The following is a 17,991-nucleotide window of genomic DNA, read 5'->3' on the forward strand; positions in this document are numbered from 1 at the left end:
GCTTATTCCAAAATACCTATACCTATACCTATACCTGATGACGTCAGAAGTTACAAAGATACGCATATAGATCTTCTAGCGTCTCCACCTGCTTGTGACGCATTAGACGAAGATACTCTTTCCACAGGGAAGCCGTCATTTTCGCATCTTCCAGCGCATGATGGCGTACCGTCACCGGAATCTCCGCCTCTTCCAGAACTTCATCTAATCCGTAACTATCAAGTGAAGGCTTGAGCCATCTGGCAATCATCATCGTATCCAGTATGCGGTGAGTCAATTGAATCTTGGACGTTTTCCATAAAGCAGCATTCAGAAATGCCTTGTCATGTCCGGTACCATGCGCAATCAATACCGATCTGCCGGCAAATGCCATAAAATCATGCAGCCCATCGATGAGCGCAGGCGCCTGATCCGTCATTTCCTGCGTAATACCTGTTAATTCTGTAATATTATCCGGTACCGCTATTTTGGGATTCACCAGTGTGTAAAATTCATCCACCTGCTCATCCCCGACCAATTTCACTGCACCGAATGATAAAATCTCATCCCCATGCTGCGCATGAAATCCCGTCGTCTCCAGATCGAACACGACGGTCTCCAAGCGGTTGAGCGGTAAATGAAGTACTTCCGTGCGACGCTGTTCACGTGACAGAGAACGTATAAAAGCCATCTGCTGGGCAGAAGGTGCACCAAAGACAGAAGCAATCGCAGACGGCACCCCGCCGCTGCGCAGACTCCGCCAAAAGCCACTTCCGGTTTTCGCAGGTTCTTTCATAAGCCTCTCCTCTCCAGAAAGCGTAATTGTCGCTGTAGTACACGATGAGCTTTCTTTACTGTTCCCAGACTTTCTCTTAATTCATGGAAAAATGGCCGCTGCCGCCAATCTTTTTGCAGCATGAACCCACTGCTCACGTACAGTCCATCCAGCTCCCGTACCGGAGTAGAATTACGCATACGCAGCGATGTCAAAAAAGCCTCCTGCATCATCTCCAGCAGTGCAAGCGATGCCGCTTCCAGCTGAATCAGCCGTTCCAGTCTTTTCAATGTAGACGATTCATAGATGCCATGCTGAATCGATAGACAGCGGGAGGCATTTACAAGTGGAATATAGATACCATACTTCACATCAAAATCACCTGCATGTTCTCCAAACCGCTCTGGAACAATCTGACCCAGCACATTGAGCGTAGCTTTGTGCCTGACTGTATTACGCAGTACAGCTGCAGCCAGCGCTGGTGTCTCCCGAATGCCTTCATAAAAGTATTCTTTCCAGCTTACAGCCAGTTGCTTATCACCATACATGTGACGCATATCGGAAGCGATAATCCAGTTACGCACCGGCTCCCAGCTGAGATCTGCCCGCCAGTCATCCATTTGTGTATGCCATTCACTCAGTGTTTTACGCCACATCGATTCCGAACACATGACCTTACCCCGGCATTTCTCATAGCCTGCTTGTTCCAGAATGTCGGCGAGCCTTTTTCCAAACTCTGTAAAGTATCGCTCTTTGCCTTCATGCTCCTCATCGCTGATAATCAGTCCATTATCCTGATCGCTCCAAAGCGTCTGCTCGCATCTTCCTGCACTGCCAAAAACGATAAAAGAATAAGCAACAGGAGGCGGACCATAGCCCGCCTCGATTAATTGCTGCTCACATATGATGACTGCCTGCTGCATGACATAATCATGCATCTCATTTACCGTCTTCACCCAACTGCGAATATCCGCTTGCGGTAACGACTGATAAAGCTGACGCTGCACCAGGATACGCTTATTCCTTAACGTTTCTATCGAATCACTGTTCATGAGATCCGGCAGGGGAAGATCGAGAAATGACTCCTTCATCGGCTTCATCTCCCAGCATCTGTATTCTATGATGTTCTGCTTCTTATTTGTGAAGACTCTATTATATGAAGATAATGGAATCAGTTACCTGCTTTTCTGCGATCCACTTCACCCAGTGCCTTCATTTGCTCAGGGTATCCATAAGAACCATGTTCGCTGATATCCAGACCCATCATTTCTTCTTCTTCCGTAACACGAATACCGCCGAGTGCCTTCATAATTCCCAGAATAACGAGCGACAGTACCAGTACAAATGCGAATGTTCCTACCATACCCAGCAGCTGTACGCCCAATTGGTGGAAACCGCCACCATAGAATAAACCCGGTGCACCAACGCCTGTTTGTTCGACCAGCTCAGGAGTAGCGAACAGACCTGTGGAGATCGCTCCCCACATACCGGCAATACCGTGTACAGAGAATGCATAGATCGGATCATCCACACCTGCTTTTTCAAACCACTGCGCCGTGAAGAATGTGACTACACCAGCGACCAGACCAATAACGACCGAAGCCCATACATCTACAAACGCACAGGAACCGGTGATGGCTACAAGTGCTGCCAGTACACCATTGAGCATGCTTGGAATATCCGCTTTGCCCAGTACGACCCATGAGATGAGCAGTGCAGCTACACCGCCTGCCGCTGCCGCCAGGTTTGTTGTTAATGCTACATAAGTGAAGAATCCGCCATTCGGAGACAATGCACTACCTGGATTGAAGCCCATCCAGCCAAACCAGAGAATAAATACACCGACAACCGACAATACCTGATTATGTCCCGGGATGATGTTAGGTTTGCCTTCTTTGTTGTATTTACCAAGACGAGGTTTGAGGAGAATAGTGGCTGCCAGGCCTGCTGTCGCACCAGTCAAGTGAACGACCGTTGAGCCGGCATAATCCTGCATGCCCATGGTAGCCAGCCATCCGCCGCCCCATACCCAGTGAGCAATAATAGGATAGATAACAATAGTAAATAAAAATCCGAAAACGATATATACACTCAGCTTGGCACGTTCAGCAAATCCGCCAAACGCGATCGACAGCGATACTGCCGCAAAAGCCAGGTGGAACAAAAACATCATGGAAATGGGAATATCCAGTCCGGACAATGCACCGTAAAGACTCTTCATCTCTTCGCCGTTCAGGAAGAATCCCTGATACCCGAAAAATCCGTTACCGTCTCCGAAACCAAGTCCAAATCCGAAAGCCCAGAACCCGATCAAAGCAATCCCCAGCGTCAGAATGGTCTTGCCGGCTACGTGTCCGGCGTTTTTCATCCGTACCGATCCTGCTTCAAGCAGTGCAAATCCGGCTTGCATAAACATTACCAAAGCAAAAGCGACAAAGACGAAAAATGTGTCCAGATTCATGGATACCTGCTCTGCTGTAACTTCCTCCGCTGCAAAAGCACTAAACGGAAACGCAAGAAGGGCTGATGCCGCTAACCCCATAACGGCCCATTTTTTTCTCATTTAACCCACTCCCTTATGTAATGTTACTTCACATATCGTGAAATCCTTAATGTCATTATAATCAGATTGAAACATCGATGACAAGAGTTAATTTTCAAAATCATGAAAATACTTTTGTAAATCTTCCATCATTATTTATACTTTTGGTAAATAACTTCTATAATAATATCCATCCAATACCATAATAACCTCATTAAAGAAATTAAAGACTTTAATTTTCACCTTTTATTTAGTTAGGTTTCAGCTGCTTTTAAGCCATTTCTGTTATCTTATATATAAGTTATTGAATATACATTTATATCATTAGTTTTATATGTCGTTTGAGACGAGTAAATTGCTGTTTCCTGCTTGTATTTACAGGGTATGTTTCACTAAGTATTACGTTTGACTGTATGGTTTGATTTCCTGTAATATAGGCATTAGGATTCAGCAGTGTTGAATCCTCGTTTACATGACCACAAACGGGGGTGGATACGTTGGGAATATGAAATTGTACCGCATTGGAGAACTGGCGAAAATCGCTGGTCTAAGTGAACGAACCGTAGATTATTATACAAAGCTCGGCTTGATCGAACCGGAAAGCCGTTCCTTAAAAAACTATAGACTCTATGGTTTTGAAACCTTATCACGATTAGAACGTATTACAAAGTTAAAGAAGGACAAGTACACCCTTGAGGAAATCAGGGAAAAACTAAACGCTTGGGACCGGGTAACAGATGAAGAACAGGTGACCCAGCGCCTAACAGAGCTTGAGCTGCATATGTTGCAGCTGCAGCGTGAGGTGCGTGAACTGGAGCCATTACTTCAACAAATGAAGCCCAATCAGGCCAAACGTGCTTTCGTTAATTTGATTCCTCAGAGTGCTGCTTGCATCGAAGCGCTGAAGTTCCTGCTTGGACAGGGCTCAGGCTTGATGTAATCCGTTCTACATTAATATGGAGGAATGAGATATGTCTGTATTATTTTTGGTATTAACATTGGCCGCCTTCGGCTTGACCATCTGGGCTCAATTTAGAGTCAAGGGAACATTTAATAAATATGCTGAAGTTCCCAGCATGCGCGGAATGACCGGTTATGATGCTGCTCGTCATATGCTGGACAGCAATGGTCTCTATGACGTTCCGATTGAACCTGTACAGGGAGCACTTACAGACCACTATGATCCGGTTCATCGTGTTGTACGTCTGTCCGAGCCGGTCTATTACGGTAACAGCATCTCTTCGATAGCTGTTGCCTGTCACGAGATCGGCCATGCGATTCAGCACAAGGAGCATTATCCGATGCTGGCGCTGCGTCACCGGATGTTCCCTGTGGTTAACTTTGCTTCAGGTATTGCACCGCTGATGCTGATGGCTGGTCTGATCTTCAGTTCGATGAATCTGTTTGGACTGGGTATTATCTTCTTCTCCGCTGCTGTAGCGTTCCAACTCGTGACACTGCCAGTTGAGTTTAACGCCAGCAACCGGGCTCGCGATATTATGGTAAGCGAAGGTTACGTTAACCATGAGGAAGAACGCAGTGTGGGTAAAGTATTGAATGCTGCTGCACTGACTTATGTTGCTGCTGCATTGCTATCCGTATTGGAGCTTGCACGTTTTCTGTTCCTGTTCTTCGGCAATCGCGATTAATTCAACCTACAGACATTCTGTAATACTTGTATCTTGCTAAATAGAAGATCTTTAAGGTTTATCGCAATCCGATTAATAATTTACAGTCAAGAATACCAAAAGCCTTCCTACTTTTAATGTAGGAAGGCTTTTTTGTGTTCACTTTTGAGGTGATGATGTTGAATAGATGCCGCTTGTTTATTCTTAATTATTCTTTTATAGATTCTGATCCTTGTTGTGAAGCTCTTCCTGAATTGACGGACGGGCAAAAATCCGATCCCACCTTTTGCGCAGTCCACTGAGTCTGAGCAGTAGACCATAGACGAAGAATCCGGTAATGAGTCCGCCTACATGTGCCCAGATTCCGATGCCTGGTACTATAAATGTATAGATCAGTCCCAACCCAAGAATAGTATAGATGGTTTGTCGAGAAGCGCGATCAATCATATTACGCTGGAATAGAGCAATATACAGGAATGCTCCATAAATTCCATAGATGGCTCCGGATGCTCCTGCTGCCAGGTGACCTTCCATCGACTGACGGTACAGCTCCAGGCTAATTACATTACCGATAATTCCACTAAGAAAGTATAGTATTCCATAACGCCATGTACCGAGCAGGCGTTCCAGAGGAGGCGCGAATACAATCAATCCAAAGCTGTTAAACAGCAGATGATCAAAACCAATATGCACAAACATGGCTGTGATCGTTCTCCACCACTGATCATAGCCTGGAATATTGGTTAATGCACCGTATTCTACAAGAGTCGCTGTAGTACGTGAGCCACCATTGATCGTCATCAGAATAAAGACAACCACATTGGCAAGCAACAGTAGCGTTGTTAACGGATAGAACCGTAAAAAGCTTTTCCAGTTTTCATAACGTACAAATAACATAATTTCTCCTTTATGCCGATAGGCAGGCTATTATTTTGATTTATACTATATACTCAATTATAATAAATTCTGACTATGATTGCGAAAATAGACGGCATATTTACGCCGATCTACATTTTATTAGGAGGTCTATAACAATGACTCAGGAACGTACAGGTATTGCTACCTTTAAAGGCAGCCCGATTACACTGGTGGGACCCGAACTGAAAGTTGGCGATTCCGCTCCTTCCTTTACCCTCAGCAAAAGCTTGCTGGAACAGGCAAGTCTATCGGACTTTGCCGGCAAAATCAAATTGATCAGCGTAGTCCCTTCCCTGGACACAGGTGTATGTGATGCGCAGACTCGTCGCTTTAATGAGGCTGCTTCCGAACTGGGCGAAGAGGTCGTCGTGCTTACCGTGAGTGCCGATCTGCCTTTTGCACAAGCACGCTGGTGCGGTACTGCCGGTGTAGACCGCGTTGTTACACTGTCCGACTATCGTGATAACTCGTTTGGCAAAGCTTATGGCGTACTGATCAAAGAGTTTGTGATTGATATGCGGGCGATTTTTGTCCTGGATCAGAATGATATTATTCAATACGTAGAATATCTGCCTGAAATGAGCCATCATCCGGATTATGATCAGGCTATCGATGCTGTCAAAAAACTGCTGGGTTAATGTAAATACGTCGAAGTCCTTTAATGGCATTGAATAGAATGATAATCACAAAGAGCAGCCTCTCTTAGAGAAGCTGCTCTTTGCTGTGCAGGTATCCATAAATGATAGACGGCAATCCTGTAAAAGAGATCCGCCCGGCATCATCTGTTCGCTTGATACAATCTACTGATGCAATGAATATATAAATGCCTATCCATTATTATATCAACCTCTTACACCGGGTTAACCACCTTTTATACATGACTCCATCCTACTATAAATACGCAGTGTACCATCAAAGATTATGTATCCGCATTCAAGCTGCTTTGATACATGTACCTATCAAGACCGTCTATGTGTAATTATTCCACTACCCGATACTGGGACAGCTTTTTCTCCAATGAATTAAACAAAGTTATGATATTTCGGTAGTTGGCACCCAGATCCCCGAGTGATCCGCGTGATGCCGAGTGAATATCAATCGCAGTACGTACCGGACTTATCGAAATGATAGAAACGGTAATATCCATCACCCGTCCCAGACCAGAACGACGTTCCAAGGTTATCTCCCCTACACTGGATACTTCATGCAGCACTTTGTAACCGGGGATTTTTTTGAGTGTTGAAGAGACTTCTTCCCATGCACGTTCGCGGGATAAATTATAATATCTTGTTTTCATTTCAGGATCTTTGGCACGGTCACCGGTGCCTTCCTGACTGCGTATAATGCCCACTAACGTTCTCTTTAATGACAAGACTTTTCCTCCTTTGCATATACAGGCCTATCTTTATCTAAGTGTATCATTAGTACGGAAATAATAAAACTAATATTATGTAAGCGCAAACGAAAAACGCTCTGATTAATAGATTCGAATGAATCCTTATTCAGAGCGTTTCTCTGTAAAAATCTGTCGACATCACGTCGGCACCTGCCTCTTGCTAAAATAAAGATAAGTCCCGCATATGCCGTCCGATAACATTGTCTTCGAACCTGCTAAGCAGGTGGGTGATCGCACAATTGTATTTGAAGTCCCCACATCCAATGGATAGGGCCGGTCAGCAACAATTAGATTTGAATCTCCCGAGACATCATCATTGGTTCAAAACAACGAGAAATCGAGGCGTGCATTGCAGGATGTAAATTTATTATAAACTTCGTGCCGACGTTTGTAAAGTCGATTTCTATATTCTTCCTTTTTTCGTTTGATCCTCTGTTACTTCTGCTTCATCAACCAGTTTCTTCTTCACATCTTCGTCCATGGAAGACTGGGAGACTTCATCAATATTCAGACGTTCTGCCTGTACGGATGGAGCTTCATTTCCAATTGCCAGCTGCTCATCAGCCTGCAATTCTTTCTCTTTTTCGGCAGCAGCCTGCTTTTCGGATTGCTCCTGCATTTTCAGGAATACACCATAGAAGTTAAAGAAAGCGAACCAGGCTATAGCCGAGGCCAGGAAGAAAATATACAGTACCGGGTACTTGGTTCCGATGAATAAAAGTGCTACGGTACCGATCAATGTAGAAAATAATCGGAATGGACGAACAATCGACAGCAGTACAGCATTTTTGATAATATCTTTGAGGCTCATATGGTAATGAGCAATCATGGAGAAGAAGTTAAACAGTGATACAAATAATACCAGCAGGAAAATCAGCATAATGATCCCCAATAGCTGCAGCTTCGGGAATTGGTTCATATATACGGTATAATCTACATACATCACTACAAACAGCAATGTATAAAGAATCCCGCCAATCATACTTTGCTTATAATTATCCTTGTATCCTCTAAAGAATGTCTTAAATACGGATACATCTCCTTCACCCATCACCCATTTGCGTACAACAGTGAACAAGGCCGCTGTAGCCGGAAACAATGTAAACGGTGTCACTATTCCCAACAGCCAATTGGTCTGAAGGATATCATTTTGACTGGCACCCATTTGCATAAATTGAAATCTAAAAAATAAAAAGAACAAAAACGGTGAAGAACAAATTACCCATAACAGGTTGCTTCCCGCCAGACGCATAACCCACTCTGACAACCTGTAAAGACCACCCATTACCCCTCTAAATTCCACGTCATCTTCCCCCTCTTATGCGTACCGGCATGATAAAAGCCGCTATCTCTGGTCGTAACTATATTAAATATAACCCAAGACTCCATGAGAATACCAGTATAGATATCACTCAATCTTGCTTTGCTTCTTCTCTGACCTGCATACGCTGCTATTCTATGTATGACTTTTATATCCTTATCATATATAAAAAAGAGCCAGCTGTAAAAGCCGGCTCTCTTTTTGTATCTATTATTCTAATAAATCAATAATTAATTATTCGAAAGAATCAGGGCGTTTGGTTGTAGAAGGACGACGTCCTTCGCTGCTTCCGCCATTATTGCTGCGTGGTTTGCGGTCACGAGAGTAATCGCGTCCACCTTCACGGCTGCTGCTTCCAGCGTTGTCACGGCTTCCGCCTTTGTAACCACCGCCGCCGCTGCCGTATCCTCCACGGCTGCCACCACTGCTGCTATTGTTACCTTTGTAACCACCGCCGCTACGGTTGTAGCTGCCGGATGGCTTGCGTCCGCCGGAGCGAACATCTGGTTTACGACGTTTTGCACGAATTGGATCTTCTGGTGTCAGATCAACCTGTGCATCTTTTTTGTCGCCTGTCAGAAGCTTGATAGAAGCTGCCAGCAGGTTAACGGAATCATAGCTTTCCAGCAATTGGATCGCGATGCCTTTGTACTCGTTCAGAGGAGCAGTGTCGTCTTGAACCAGTTCCAGCAGGCGCTCAGCTGTGATGCGTTGTTTACCCTCAATCGCTTCTGCCAGAGAAGGCAGTGGTTTACGAGTGATTTTGTGGCGGGTAATACGCTCGATAAAGTGCAGATGATCCAGCTCACGTGGAGTTACGAAGGAATAAGCTGCACCTTCTTTACCTGCACGTCCTGTACGACCGATACGGTGAACATAGCTCTCTGGATCTTGTGGCAAGTCAAAGTTCACAACGTGAGTAACGCCGGATACGTCCAGACCACGCGCTGCTACGTCTGTAGCTACCAGTACATCGATGCTGCCGTCACGGAATTTGCGCATAACGTTATCACGCTGGTTCTGGGACAGGTCACCATGCAGACCGTCTGCAGAATATCCACGTTTTTGCAGAGCTTCGGACAGTTCGTCTACGCGACGTTTTGTACGTCCGAATACGATAGCCAGTTCAGGAGATTCCATGTCCAGCAAACGGGACAGGGCATCAAATTTCTGACGTTCGTTCACTTCGATATACGATTGATCGATCAGTGGTGCACTTACTTGTTTTGGAATTACGGATACATGCTCCGGATTTTTCAGGAACTGGCTCGCCAGACGCTGAATGTTAGCCGGCATTGTAGCAGAGAACAGCATTGTTTGACGCTCTTCCGGTACTTGTTTCAGGATAGACTGAATGTCTTCCATGAAACCCATATCCAGCATTTCATCTGCTTCATCCAAAATTACGTGCTGTACATCTTCCAGCTTGATTGTTTTGCGGTTGATATGGTCAAGCAAACGACCAGGTGTACCGATAATGATTTGAGGTTTCTTTTTCAGAGCACGAATCTGACGACCAATTTCCTGTCCGCCATAGATTGGCAGGGAACGAATGCCTTTGAAACGTGCCAGTTTTTCGATTTCTTCGGCTACCTGGATAGCAAGCTCACGAGTTGGAGCCATAACCAGAGCAACGATTTTTTCTTCCGAACGTTCGATCTTGTTAATAATAGGAATACTGAATGCTGCTGTTTTACCTGTACCGGTCTGTGCTTGACCGATCAAGTCTCTTCCGCTCATCGCGATTGGAATGGCTTGAGATTGAATCGGAGTTGCTTCCTCAAATCCAAGTTCCATAACCGCTTTTAATACATTTTCGCCTAACCCAAAGTCTATAAATTTAGTCAAAATATTCAAACTCCTTCTATGATGGTGGACAATCCACTAACTTGTTTGTATTCTTAAGTAGCAATTGAGTAGCATATTAGCTGCTTATCAGGAGGTCTCACAGACCACCATATCCCGTTATCTGGTGTTGATATTGAATAATCCGTTCACTGCCAGAGCATCTGGAGTAATGATTTTTTAAATAAAGAGTTATTCAATACTCTCTATGATGAAATAAACCCGTCTTGCATTTATAAAATAATCTGAACTTCATTCAGCAAAACATCCCTACTCAAGAATATCTAATTCATTATATCACAAAATACAGGGTTATGCCTAGCTGAATCATAATATAATTACTTTTGCGAAAGAAACTTCCCATAAATGGTTACGCACACTTTCCATAACTAACTAACACTAGGAGTGAACTTCAATGTCGAAAAAAATAATGCCGCTGCTGGTAGTCATCCTTGGCTCCGTTTTTACAGCTGCTGCGTTCAACCTGTTCCTGATTCCTCACCAACTGCTAAGCGGAGGGGTATCAGGACTTGCTATGTTAACCGGTTATTTTACACCTTTTAATATCAGCATGCTCTACTTTGTCTACAATATACCTCTTCTGATAGCTGGCTGGTTCCTGCTTGGAAAAAGATATATTTTTCTCAGTATTGTGTCTGTAGCCGCAACAACGTGGTTAATGACTATTATCCCTATTCGGGCTGCTGCAACCGATCTGTTGATATCCTCGGTATTTGGTGGTGTATTGATCGGTATAGGGGTAGGCATTTCCTTCCGAGTAGGCGGTTCATCCGGCGGATTCGATATTCTGGGTTCTATTATTACCCGGTATCGTGACTTCCCGGTCGGTAATGTAATCGTCGGCTTGAACGGTCTCGTTATTCTGGCGATGGGATATCTGGCGAATGATTGGAATATTGCGCTTGCATCCATGGTATCCATTTACATTGGAGGCAAGGTGTTGGACCTTATTTATGTCCATCATATCAAGATCACTCTGTTTATCGTATCCAATCATACGGAACTGCTGCTGGAGAAGCTGATGCCACTGCAGCGCGGCGTTACCATGATCAAAGCGGAAGGCGCCTTCTCTCATACGCCCAAGGATATGTTGATGACGGTCACTACCCGCTATGAGCTGGCCGAGCTGCGCCGCATTATTAAAGAGACCGACCCGAATGCATTTGTGAATATGGTAGAGACTGTGGGCATCATGGGTTCATTCCGGAAAAGCTGATATTTTCGGAAGAGTTCGCGTTTGCTATTCACTGAAAGTCGCTTTTTGTCGTTATATATAGTAAAATCAGTACACGCCGCTGCATCATACCTGATTTTGAAGTTTGTGTCCTGTCCCTGATCCTTGATGAACAACCATGCTTTTCCTAAGTTTCTGTTCGAATAATTCGTACATGTATTAAGCGAAGTGATTCCAGGATAGGAAAGGATGATTATTGTGGAAGTGGAAACAGTCAAATTGTCACAAATTGTCATGAAGTGTTTTCCGGATATGATGCCTTCCCTGAAACAGCAGGAACTCAATTCACTTATTGTTCTGCGCGACGGGCTGCGTATTCTGGAACCCAATGATGCTATGGAGATTATCCAGTACAGTATATGCGAGAACCAGGATCAACAATTTTTACAATAAAATGCCGCTTTTGCTCATGTCGCTATATGCGCCGGGCAAAGGCGGTTTTTCTGTTTTGGAGAAGAATACCATTATTTGTTTTTCGGCTGTTTAACTAGGAGCTCTCCTGTTTAAATATCTTGAATGGAATACTTTAAGCAAAACGCATCAAGGGAAAATGAACCGGGCTGTTCACCTGCCTAAAAGTTACCCGGAAGTCATTTCCAAAGTTGGCTTTATCATGGTGTTTTGATGCGTTATACTTAAAGTGTTTTTGGATACTGTCACGATTATACATAAGAGATGAGGGTTAATTACATGAATATTTTCTGGGCGCTTATGCTGGCTGCCTCCTCCACTTTTGGTGGCGACCAGGCGGCTCAAACACAAGGAACCAATCAACACGCTTCACTGGAATCAATCATGAACCGGGTGGCCATTCAGAGTCAGATGCATAGTACACAGGTAGATGCAGATAATCCCCCTGCCAAAATCGACCCGCAGACGAATGCTCCAAAAGTTAAAGGCGTCTATGTAACTGCTTATAGTGCAGGCGGCTCCCGTATGACTACCCTGCTGGATCTGCTGGACAAAACAGAGCTGAATGCCATGGTTATCGATCTCAAAGATGATGCCGGATACATAACGTACAAAACTGAAAATCCAGAACTCAAAAAGATGGGTAGTCCGCAAAAGTTTATCGGTGATATCGACAAACTGATGACCCGTCTCAAAAAACATGATGTCTATCCGATCGCACGTATTGTTGTCTTCAAGGATTCTGTACTTGCCAAAAAGCATCCTGAGCTGTCCTTTGTCAAACGTAACGGCCAGGTATGGAGCAATGGCAAGGGAGACAACTTTGTGAATCCATACAAAAAAGAAGTATGGGATTATAATATCGCTCTCGCCAAAGAAGCAGCTGCCAAAGGATTCAAAGAAATCCAATTTGACTACGTACGCTTCCCAGAAGGCTTCGAAAATCATGAAAATGAATTGAAGTTCGAGAAGGACGATAAGTCCCGCGTTGATGTCATTGCTGAATTCGTTCAGTATGCACGCAAAGAACTTGCTCCTCTGGGTGTCCGGGTATCAGTAGATATCTTCGGTTATGCGGCTTCCGTGCCTGCTGCTGAAGGTATTGGACAGGATTTTGCCAAAATCTCCGAGAATGTGGATGTAATCAGCCCGATGGTTTATCCAAGTCATTACAGCACCGGCTGGTATGGTGTTAATGATCCGGACAAAAATCCGTATATCACTATCAAAGGTTCCATGAAGGATACACTGAAAAAACTGGACCCATTGGGTGAGCAAAAGCCGATTATCCGTCCATGGATTCAGGACTTCACCGCCAGCTGGCTCGGTGGCGGACACTATATCCAGTATGGCAAAAAAGAAGTGGATGAACAGATTCGCGCCATGAAAGAAATGGGTGTGGATGAATATCTACTCTGGAATGCTACTAACCGTTATACCTCAAACGCCAATTTCTAACACCGCAAAATAAATAGCTTTCCCCCTGCTGCAAAGCATCCTTGAAACAGGATCCCTGTAGCAGGGGGATTTCTTATGTTTACCTGAGAGGATGCTTTATTAATTCTATTGAATGAGGTTTGTGAAAATGATACCTACTGCTACGTGGTCGCAAAAATATGGCCAGTTTCTCAAAATTTTGTTCCCAGTACTGGTTACCCAGATTGCACTTTCCCTGATGACGTTTTTTGATACCAATATGTCCGGTCATGCCAGTGCACAGGATTTGGCTGGAGTAGCGATTGGTTCCAGCCTGTGGGTGCCCATTCAGGCAGGACTCAGCGGCATACTCGTTGCTGTCACTCCTATTGTGTCGCAGCTGGTAGGGTCCAATCAGCGTGCGAAGATCAGTTTCAGTGTGTACCAGGCACTCTTGTTATCAGTACTGGTATCTCTGGTCATATTAATCATTGGTATTCTGACCGTACAACCGATACTCAGTGCAATGAGTCTGGAATCCCGGGTTCATGAAGTCGCACTTCATTTTCTGATCGCGTTGTCGGCAGGGATTGTGCCGCTATTTGGTTATACAGTGCTGAGAAGTTATATCGATGCGCTCGGTCAGACCCGCTTTTCTATGCTAATTACACTTTGCTCGCTGCCCATTAATGTGGGACTGAATTATTTGCTGATTTTTGGTAAATTCGGATTTCCAAAGCTCGGCGGAGTTGGTGCAGGTGTTGCCTCGGCGATTACGTACTGGTGCGTATTTCTGATTGCGGTATTGGTTGTCATATTAGCCGCTCCTTTCCGTGACGATCGCATCTTCAGCCGATATCACCGTCCATCCGGACAGAAATGGATAGAAATTCTGAGGTTGGGTGTTCCGATGGGTTTTGCGATCTTTTTTGAGACAGCGATCTTCGCCGGTGTTACCCTGCTCATGAGTCGGTATGATACATTAACGATCGCAGCCCATCAGGCAGCACAGAATTTCGCTTCCACGTTGTATATGCTTCCACTGAGTATCTGTACAGCTCTGACAATTCTGGTCGGTTACGAAGTAGGCTCAGGACGACTGAGAGATGCACGGCAATACAGTCTGCTTGGAATTGGTACCGCAGTGCTGCTATCGGTATGTACAGCAGTCATTTTGCTGGCTTTTCGCTATCCGATATCGGCGCTCTATTCTTCCGATCCGGTGCTGATTGAGTTAATTGCCCACTTTATGATTTATGCCAGCTTCTATCAGCTGTCTGATGCTATTGCCACACCGGTGCAGGGTGCACTTCGGGGATACAAGGATGTGAATCCTGCCTTTTTCCTGACGTTTCTGTCGTACTGGGTCATCGGTCTGCCGGTTGGTTACTGGATCGCCAATTATACAAGTCTCGCTGCTTATGGATACTGGGTCGGACTGAGCATCGGGCTTGCTGTTGGAGCTGTGACTCTGCTATCCCGTTTATTGTGGGTACAGCGCAAGTTCTACCGTCTTGCCAACCATTAGCAAAAAAGCCACTCTTCCCTGAGGAAGAGTGGCTTTTTTATTTTTGATAATACTTTGATTACCATAGCTGACCTATACGCTATGAGCAAAGCTTATCCATTTAAAATTGGAATAGACATTTGTTATATGAATATTTAATCATTAATTTGAATATTTATTCCATCAACCTAGACTTCTACATATTTCCTATAAATCGAATAGATCCAATTGCTCTGCTTCCGGCTGTTTCTCATAAGGAATTTCCGGCAATTGTTGTCCCAACATGTGCATGAGCTGTCTGGCATTATCTGCAGCATCTCCACCCGAGTTATTGTTGAAAATAATGCATACTTCTTCGGATTGCTGTTCCAGACGCTGCAGCCGCGCTGCCCATTCTGCCAGTTCTTCCTCATTATAACGATACAGATAACGGACTTCACGCCAATTGGGCTGCCCAGCAGAATTCCAGCCGGAGATATTGCGGCCATGCATGCGTACTACCGTCAGACGACGATCGGTTGCTGCTTCAACGATCGGTACAGATCCTATACCAGCCTGCGGTTCATCACATACACTGTGAATCCATTTCTCCTGACGCATAAAGTTCAGCGTCCGGTCATGCATTTGGGAAGTAAACCAGCTCTGATGACGAAATTCAAGCGCACATGGATATTCTCCCATGCGCTCACGGATACGACGCAGAGTGTTAACATTTTCCTTCGTGCAATCAAACCACGGTGGAAACTGAAACAGTGCTGCCATCAGCTTGTTTGCTTTTGCCATTGTACTGATCGACAAACGAAAAGCTTCGAACATCTCTTCTTTCGAATCATAGGGAATCTTGCCACGGGTATGGCCCGTCATCCCTTGATACGCTTTGACCAGAAAACGAAATGAGTCTGGAGTTTCCTCCGTCCATTTTTCCATATTACGCCGGGATTGAATGGCATAAAAAGAGCTATCCACTTCTACGGCCGGGAAGAGGTTGCTGTATGTGGGTAATTTGTGTTTGGAAGCCTCTTTCGTCAAATAGAGCGAATCATGGTCTCCCCAGCCTGTCAAACCGACTGTAATCATGAAAGTAATTCCTCCTGCAAACTATACTTTACTCTGATTCCGAGCCAGACCGGATACATACAGACGTACGATATTAACAGATAGCTCTTCCGGTGTAATCTGACCTGGCAGCAGCTGTGTAAATACAATACGCTCAATCGTACCCACCAGGCATTCGGAGACCAGGTTCATGGGGATATCACTTGCGAAATTGGAATTCTGCTGTTCGTGCCGTAGCATTTTCTCGATTCCCTGTACCAACTCCAGCTTGATGTCATTCGCATCCGGAGACAGATAGAATCCGATACGAGTCAGATCGGGATGGCTGTAAAAATACTCAAACATCGATTGCAGGGTATGACACAGTTGATCGAGTGCACTATGCTTGGCTCCATTCTGCTCCGGCAGCTGACTGTCATTAATCACAGCTTGCAGTCTGGAACGGAACATCTCCACCAGTTCTTCAAATACGGCATCCTTGCTTTCGAAATACAGATAAAACGCAGGCTGAGATAACTTAGCCTCTGCTACAATTGAGCTGACCTTTGTCGTGTAAAATCCATGAGTTGCAAATTGTTTGGCCGCTGCATGTAAAAGACGTAAACGGCTCTCCTTTCCTTTCGCTCCTTTTTCTCTCGCCAATGTGTGGTATCCCCCTTTACGGTTTCTCTTCATCCTGAGTAAGTAAGTTTAAGATGTAATACATCCTTCTATCTTATAGTACAATAATTTGCTGCTATCTTCTAACTTTTAAGCAAAATAATTACCGTTAAATTACAATTTCTTGCAGAAACGATACTTAAAATAGACTTGTATGTAATAATAATCACTGTTAGCGGAAGAAATACATACAGCCTGCTTCCGAAAAACGGGCAGGCTGTATCTATCTTCTATGATCGATCCCTGTCTAAGCGGTACACAATAAAACATAATCCGGGCTATCTTGATTATTATTGGGACAGGCGCAGAGCAAGCTCATACGTTGCATGATCGAATTCTTTTTTGCTGTTAACTACCTTGTCGATATCAGTCAGTACGAGTTCACCTTTGATAACGCCGCAGGCTTTGTCGGACTCGCCTTCGATCAGCTTGCGCACTGCAAAGTCACCGAGAAGACTCGCAAGGTTACGGTCACGCGGTGTTGGTGTTCCGCCGCGCTGGATATGTCCAAGTACGGTTACGCGTGGTTCCAGGTTCGGATACTGCAGATGCAGCTGCTCTGCTACATCTTCCCCGCGTCCGGCACCCTCGGCCACGATAATGATACTGTGGCGTTTACCGCAGGCAAAGTTGTGATGCATGCGATCCGCAATTTCTTTGAGATCAAAAGGAACTTCCGGTACCAGAATGGATTCCGCTCCAGAAGCAAGACCTGCATGCAATGCGATATCGCCGCAATGACGTCCCATAACTTCAACGATGGATACACGTTCGTGGGAAGACATCGTATCACGAAGTTTGTTGATTGCATCAACCACCACGCCAACAGATGTGTCAAAGCCGATTGTATAATCAGTAAACGAAATATCGTTATCGATTGTACCCGGCAGTCCCATCGTATTGATGCCCTGCTTGCTCAGCTTGTTGGCACCTTGATAAGAACCGTCACCACCGATAACGATCAGACCTTCAATACCATGCTTGCGCAGGATATCCGCACCTTTTTGCTGGCCTTCGAGTGTCATGAATTCTTTACATCGTGCCGATTGCAGAATCGTACCACCACGCTGGATAATATCGCCTACACTGCGCAGATCCATCGGGAAAATATCTTCATTCAGCAGGCCTTGGTAACCACGTTGAATACCGCATACTTCAAGACCATAATACAGACCGCTGCGTACAACGGCACGTACGGCTGCGTTCATACCTTGGGAGTCTCCTCCACTTGTTAATACTGCGATTTTTTTGACTGCTGATTCTACTGCTGACATTGTGATGT

At 44.9% G+C, this 17,991-nt stretch carries 17 protein-coding genes and 1 other RNA gene; 7 read left to right on the forward strand and 11 right to left on the reverse strand.

Going from position 1 to position 17,991, the window contains the following annotated elements; all coding sequences use genetic code 11:
• Positions 1–43: 43 nt before the first annotated feature.
• The 3 genes from WH46_RS00305 to WH46_RS00315 form a co-directional block, all read right to left on the reverse strand.
• Positions 44–775, reverse strand: a complete 732-nt coding sequence (locus WH46_RS00305) for an exonuclease domain-containing protein (protein WP_046225325.1) — start codon at positions 773–775, stop codon at positions 44–46.
• Positions 772–1,845: a DUF294 nucleotidyltransferase-like domain-containing protein gene (locus WH46_RS00310; protein ID WP_197088237.1), complete on the reverse strand. Its 1,074-nt coding sequence runs from the start codon at positions 1,843–1,845 to the stop codon at positions 772–774. Before WH46_RS00310 ends, WH46_RS00305 begins: the two co-directional genes overlap by 4 nt.
• An 80-nt stretch (positions 1,846–1,925) precedes the next feature.
• Positions 1,926–3,317, reverse strand: a complete 1,392-nt coding sequence (locus tag WH46_RS00315; RefSeq protein ID WP_017813855.1) for an ammonium transporter — start codon at positions 3,315–3,317, stop codon at positions 1,926–1,928.
• A gap of 484 nt (positions 3,318–3,801) precedes the next feature.
• Between WH46_RS00315 and WH46_RS00320 the strand changes: the two genes are divergently transcribed.
• A complete protein-coding gene (locus tag WH46_RS00320; protein ID WP_017813854.1) occupies positions 3,802–4,236 on the forward strand; it encodes a MerR family transcriptional regulator in 435 nt (144 codons plus the stop codon).
• Between the two features lie 31 nt (positions 4,237–4,267).
• Positions 4,268–4,945 carry a zinc metallopeptidase gene (locus WH46_RS00325; RefSeq protein WP_017813853.1) on the forward strand — a complete coding sequence of 226 codons (678 nt, stop codon included), beginning with the start codon at positions 4,268–4,270 and terminating at the stop codon, positions 4,943–4,945.
• Positions 4,946–5,140: 195 nt separating this feature from the next.
• Here WH46_RS00325 and WH46_RS00330 read toward each other — a convergent pair whose 3' ends face one another.
• Positions 5,141–5,821, reverse strand: coding sequence for a rhomboid family intramembrane serine protease (locus WH46_RS00330; RefSeq protein WP_017813852.1), 681 nt, complete (start codon positions 5,819–5,821; stop codon positions 5,141–5,143).
• Positions 5,822–5,958: 137 nt separating this feature from the next.
• Between WH46_RS00330 and tpx the strand changes: the two genes are divergently transcribed.
• Positions 5,959–6,480 (forward strand): thiol peroxidase, encoded by a 522-nt coding sequence (gene tpx / locus WH46_RS00335; protein WP_046225327.1) that lies wholly within the window; start codon positions 5,959–5,961, stop codon positions 6,478–6,480.
• Positions 6,481–6,821: 341 nt separating this feature from the next.
• On the opposite strand, the gene WH46_RS00340 is transcribed toward tpx, so the two are convergent.
• From WH46_RS00340 to WH46_RS00350, 4 genes are all read right to left on the reverse strand, one after another.
• Positions 6,822–7,214: a DUF1499 domain-containing protein gene (locus WH46_RS00340; RefSeq protein WP_026136249.1), complete on the reverse strand. Its 393-nt coding sequence runs from the start codon at positions 7,212–7,214 to the stop codon at positions 6,822–6,824.
• Positions 7,215–7,409: 195 nt separating this feature from the next.
• Positions 7,410–7,599: non-coding RNA, 6S RNA (gene ssrS / locus WH46_RS23615), on the reverse strand.
• A 42-nt stretch (positions 7,600–7,641) separates the two neighbouring features.
• Positions 7,642–8,541, reverse strand: a complete 900-nt coding sequence (locus WH46_RS00345) for a YesL family protein (protein ID WP_046225328.1) — start codon at positions 8,539–8,541, stop codon at positions 7,642–7,644.
• Positions 8,542–8,793: 252 nt separating this feature from the next.
• Positions 8,794–10,407, reverse strand: a complete 1,614-nt coding sequence (locus WH46_RS00350; protein WP_046225329.1) for a degradosome RNA helicase CshA — start codon at positions 10,405–10,407, stop codon at positions 8,794–8,796.
• Between the two features lie 412 nt (positions 10,408–10,819).
• Here WH46_RS00350 and WH46_RS00355 point away from each other — a divergent pair, with 412 nt between their 5' ends.
• From WH46_RS00355 to WH46_RS00370, 4 genes are all read left to right on the forward strand, one after another.
• Positions 10,820–11,641, forward strand: a complete 822-nt coding sequence (locus WH46_RS00355; protein ID WP_017813847.1) for a YitT family protein — start codon at positions 10,820–10,822, stop codon at positions 11,639–11,641.
• A 207-nt stretch (positions 11,642–11,848) separates the two neighbouring features.
• The gene (locus WH46_RS00360; protein WP_017813846.1) at positions 11,849–12,052 is read left to right on the forward strand and encodes a hypothetical protein; all 204 of its coding nucleotides are present in this window, start codon (positions 11,849–11,851) and stop codon (positions 12,050–12,052) included.
• Between the two features lie 297 nt (positions 12,053–12,349).
• Entirely contained in the window at positions 12,350–13,528 is a 1,179-nt protein-coding gene (locus WH46_RS00365) for a putative glycoside hydrolase (RefSeq protein WP_046225330.1), read from the forward strand.
• 127 nt (positions 13,529–13,655) lie between these two features.
• Positions 13,656–15,014, forward strand: a complete 1,359-nt coding sequence (locus tag WH46_RS00370) for an MATE family efflux transporter (RefSeq protein ID WP_046225331.1) — start codon at positions 13,656–13,658, stop codon at positions 15,012–15,014.
• A gap of 186 nt (positions 15,015–15,200) precedes the next feature.
• Here the strand turns inward: WH46_RS00370 and WH46_RS00375 are convergent, their stop codons facing one another.
• The 3 genes from WH46_RS00375 to pfkA all read right to left on the reverse strand — a co-directional run bounded on the left by WH46_RS00375 (position 15,201) and on the right by pfkA (position 17,983).
• Positions 15,201–16,070 (reverse strand): DUF72 domain-containing protein, encoded by an 870-nt coding sequence (locus WH46_RS00375; protein ID WP_046225332.1) that lies wholly within the window; start codon positions 16,068–16,070, stop codon positions 15,201–15,203.
• Between the two features lie 21 nt (positions 16,071–16,091).
• The gene (locus WH46_RS00380; RefSeq protein WP_082208267.1) at positions 16,092–16,691 is read right to left on the reverse strand and encodes a TetR/AcrR family transcriptional regulator; all 600 of its coding nucleotides are present in this window, start codon (positions 16,689–16,691) and stop codon (positions 16,092–16,094) included.
• Between the two features lie 308 nt (positions 16,692–16,999).
• A complete protein-coding gene (pfkA, locus tag WH46_RS00385) occupies positions 17,000–17,983 on the reverse strand; it encodes a 6-phosphofructokinase (RefSeq protein WP_017813841.1) in 984 nt (327 codons plus the stop codon).
• Positions 17,984–17,991: the final 8 nt, after the last annotated feature.

Source organism: Paenibacillus dauci, from assembly GCF_000971985.1.
Classification (GTDB): Bacteria; Bacillota; Bacilli; order Paenibacillales; family Paenibacillaceae; genus Saccharibacillus; species Saccharibacillus dauci.

What these genes read in the sequence shown, in the direction of transcription:
- WH46_RS00330 (WP_017813852.1), bottom strand. Translation starts at nt 5,821, where the DNA reads ATGTTATTTGTACGTTATGAAAACTGGAAAAGCTTTTTACGGTTCTAT.
- WH46_RS00310 (WP_197088237.1), bottom strand. Translation starts at nt 1,845, where the DNA reads ATGAAGGAGTCATTTCTCGATCTTCCCCTGCCGGATCTCATGAACAGT.
- WH46_RS00305 (WP_046225325.1), bottom strand. Translation starts at nt 775, where the DNA reads ATGAAAGAACCTGCGAAAACCGGAAGTGGCTTTTGGCGGAGTCTGCGC.
- pfkA (WP_017813841.1), bottom strand. Translation starts at nt 17,983, where the DNA reads ATGTCAGCAGTAGAATCAGCAGTCAAAAAAATCGCAGTATTAACAAGT.
- WH46_RS00325 (WP_017813853.1), top strand. Translation starts at nt 4,268, where the DNA reads ATGTCTGTATTATTTTTGGTATTAACATTGGCCGCCTTCGGCTTGACC.
- WH46_RS00375 (WP_046225332.1), bottom strand. Translation starts at nt 16,070, where the DNA reads ATGATTACAGTCGGTTTGACAGGCTGGGGAGACCATGATTCGCTCTAT.
- WH46_RS00370 (WP_046225331.1), top strand. Translation starts at nt 13,656, where the DNA reads ATGATACCTACTGCTACGTGGTCGCAAAAATATGGCCAGTTTCTCAAA.
- WH46_RS00365 (WP_046225330.1), top strand. Translation starts at nt 12,350, where the DNA reads ATGAATATTTTCTGGGCGCTTATGCTGGCTGCCTCCTCCACTTTTGGT.
- WH46_RS00315 (WP_017813855.1), bottom strand. Translation starts at nt 3,317, where the DNA reads ATGAGAAAAAAATGGGCCGTTATGGGGTTAGCGGCATCAGCCCTTCTT.
- tpx (WP_046225327.1), top strand. Translation starts at nt 5,959, where the DNA reads ATGACTCAGGAACGTACAGGTATTGCTACCTTTAAAGGCAGCCCGATT.
- WH46_RS00320 (WP_017813854.1), top strand. Translation starts at nt 3,802, where the DNA reads ATGAAATTGTACCGCATTGGAGAACTGGCGAAAATCGCTGGTCTAAGT.
- WH46_RS00355 (WP_017813847.1), top strand. Translation starts at nt 10,820, where the DNA reads ATGTCGAAAAAAATAATGCCGCTGCTGGTAGTCATCCTTGGCTCCGTT.
- WH46_RS00360 (WP_017813846.1), top strand. Translation starts at nt 11,849, where the DNA reads ATGATTATTGTGGAAGTGGAAACAGTCAAATTGTCACAAATTGTCATG.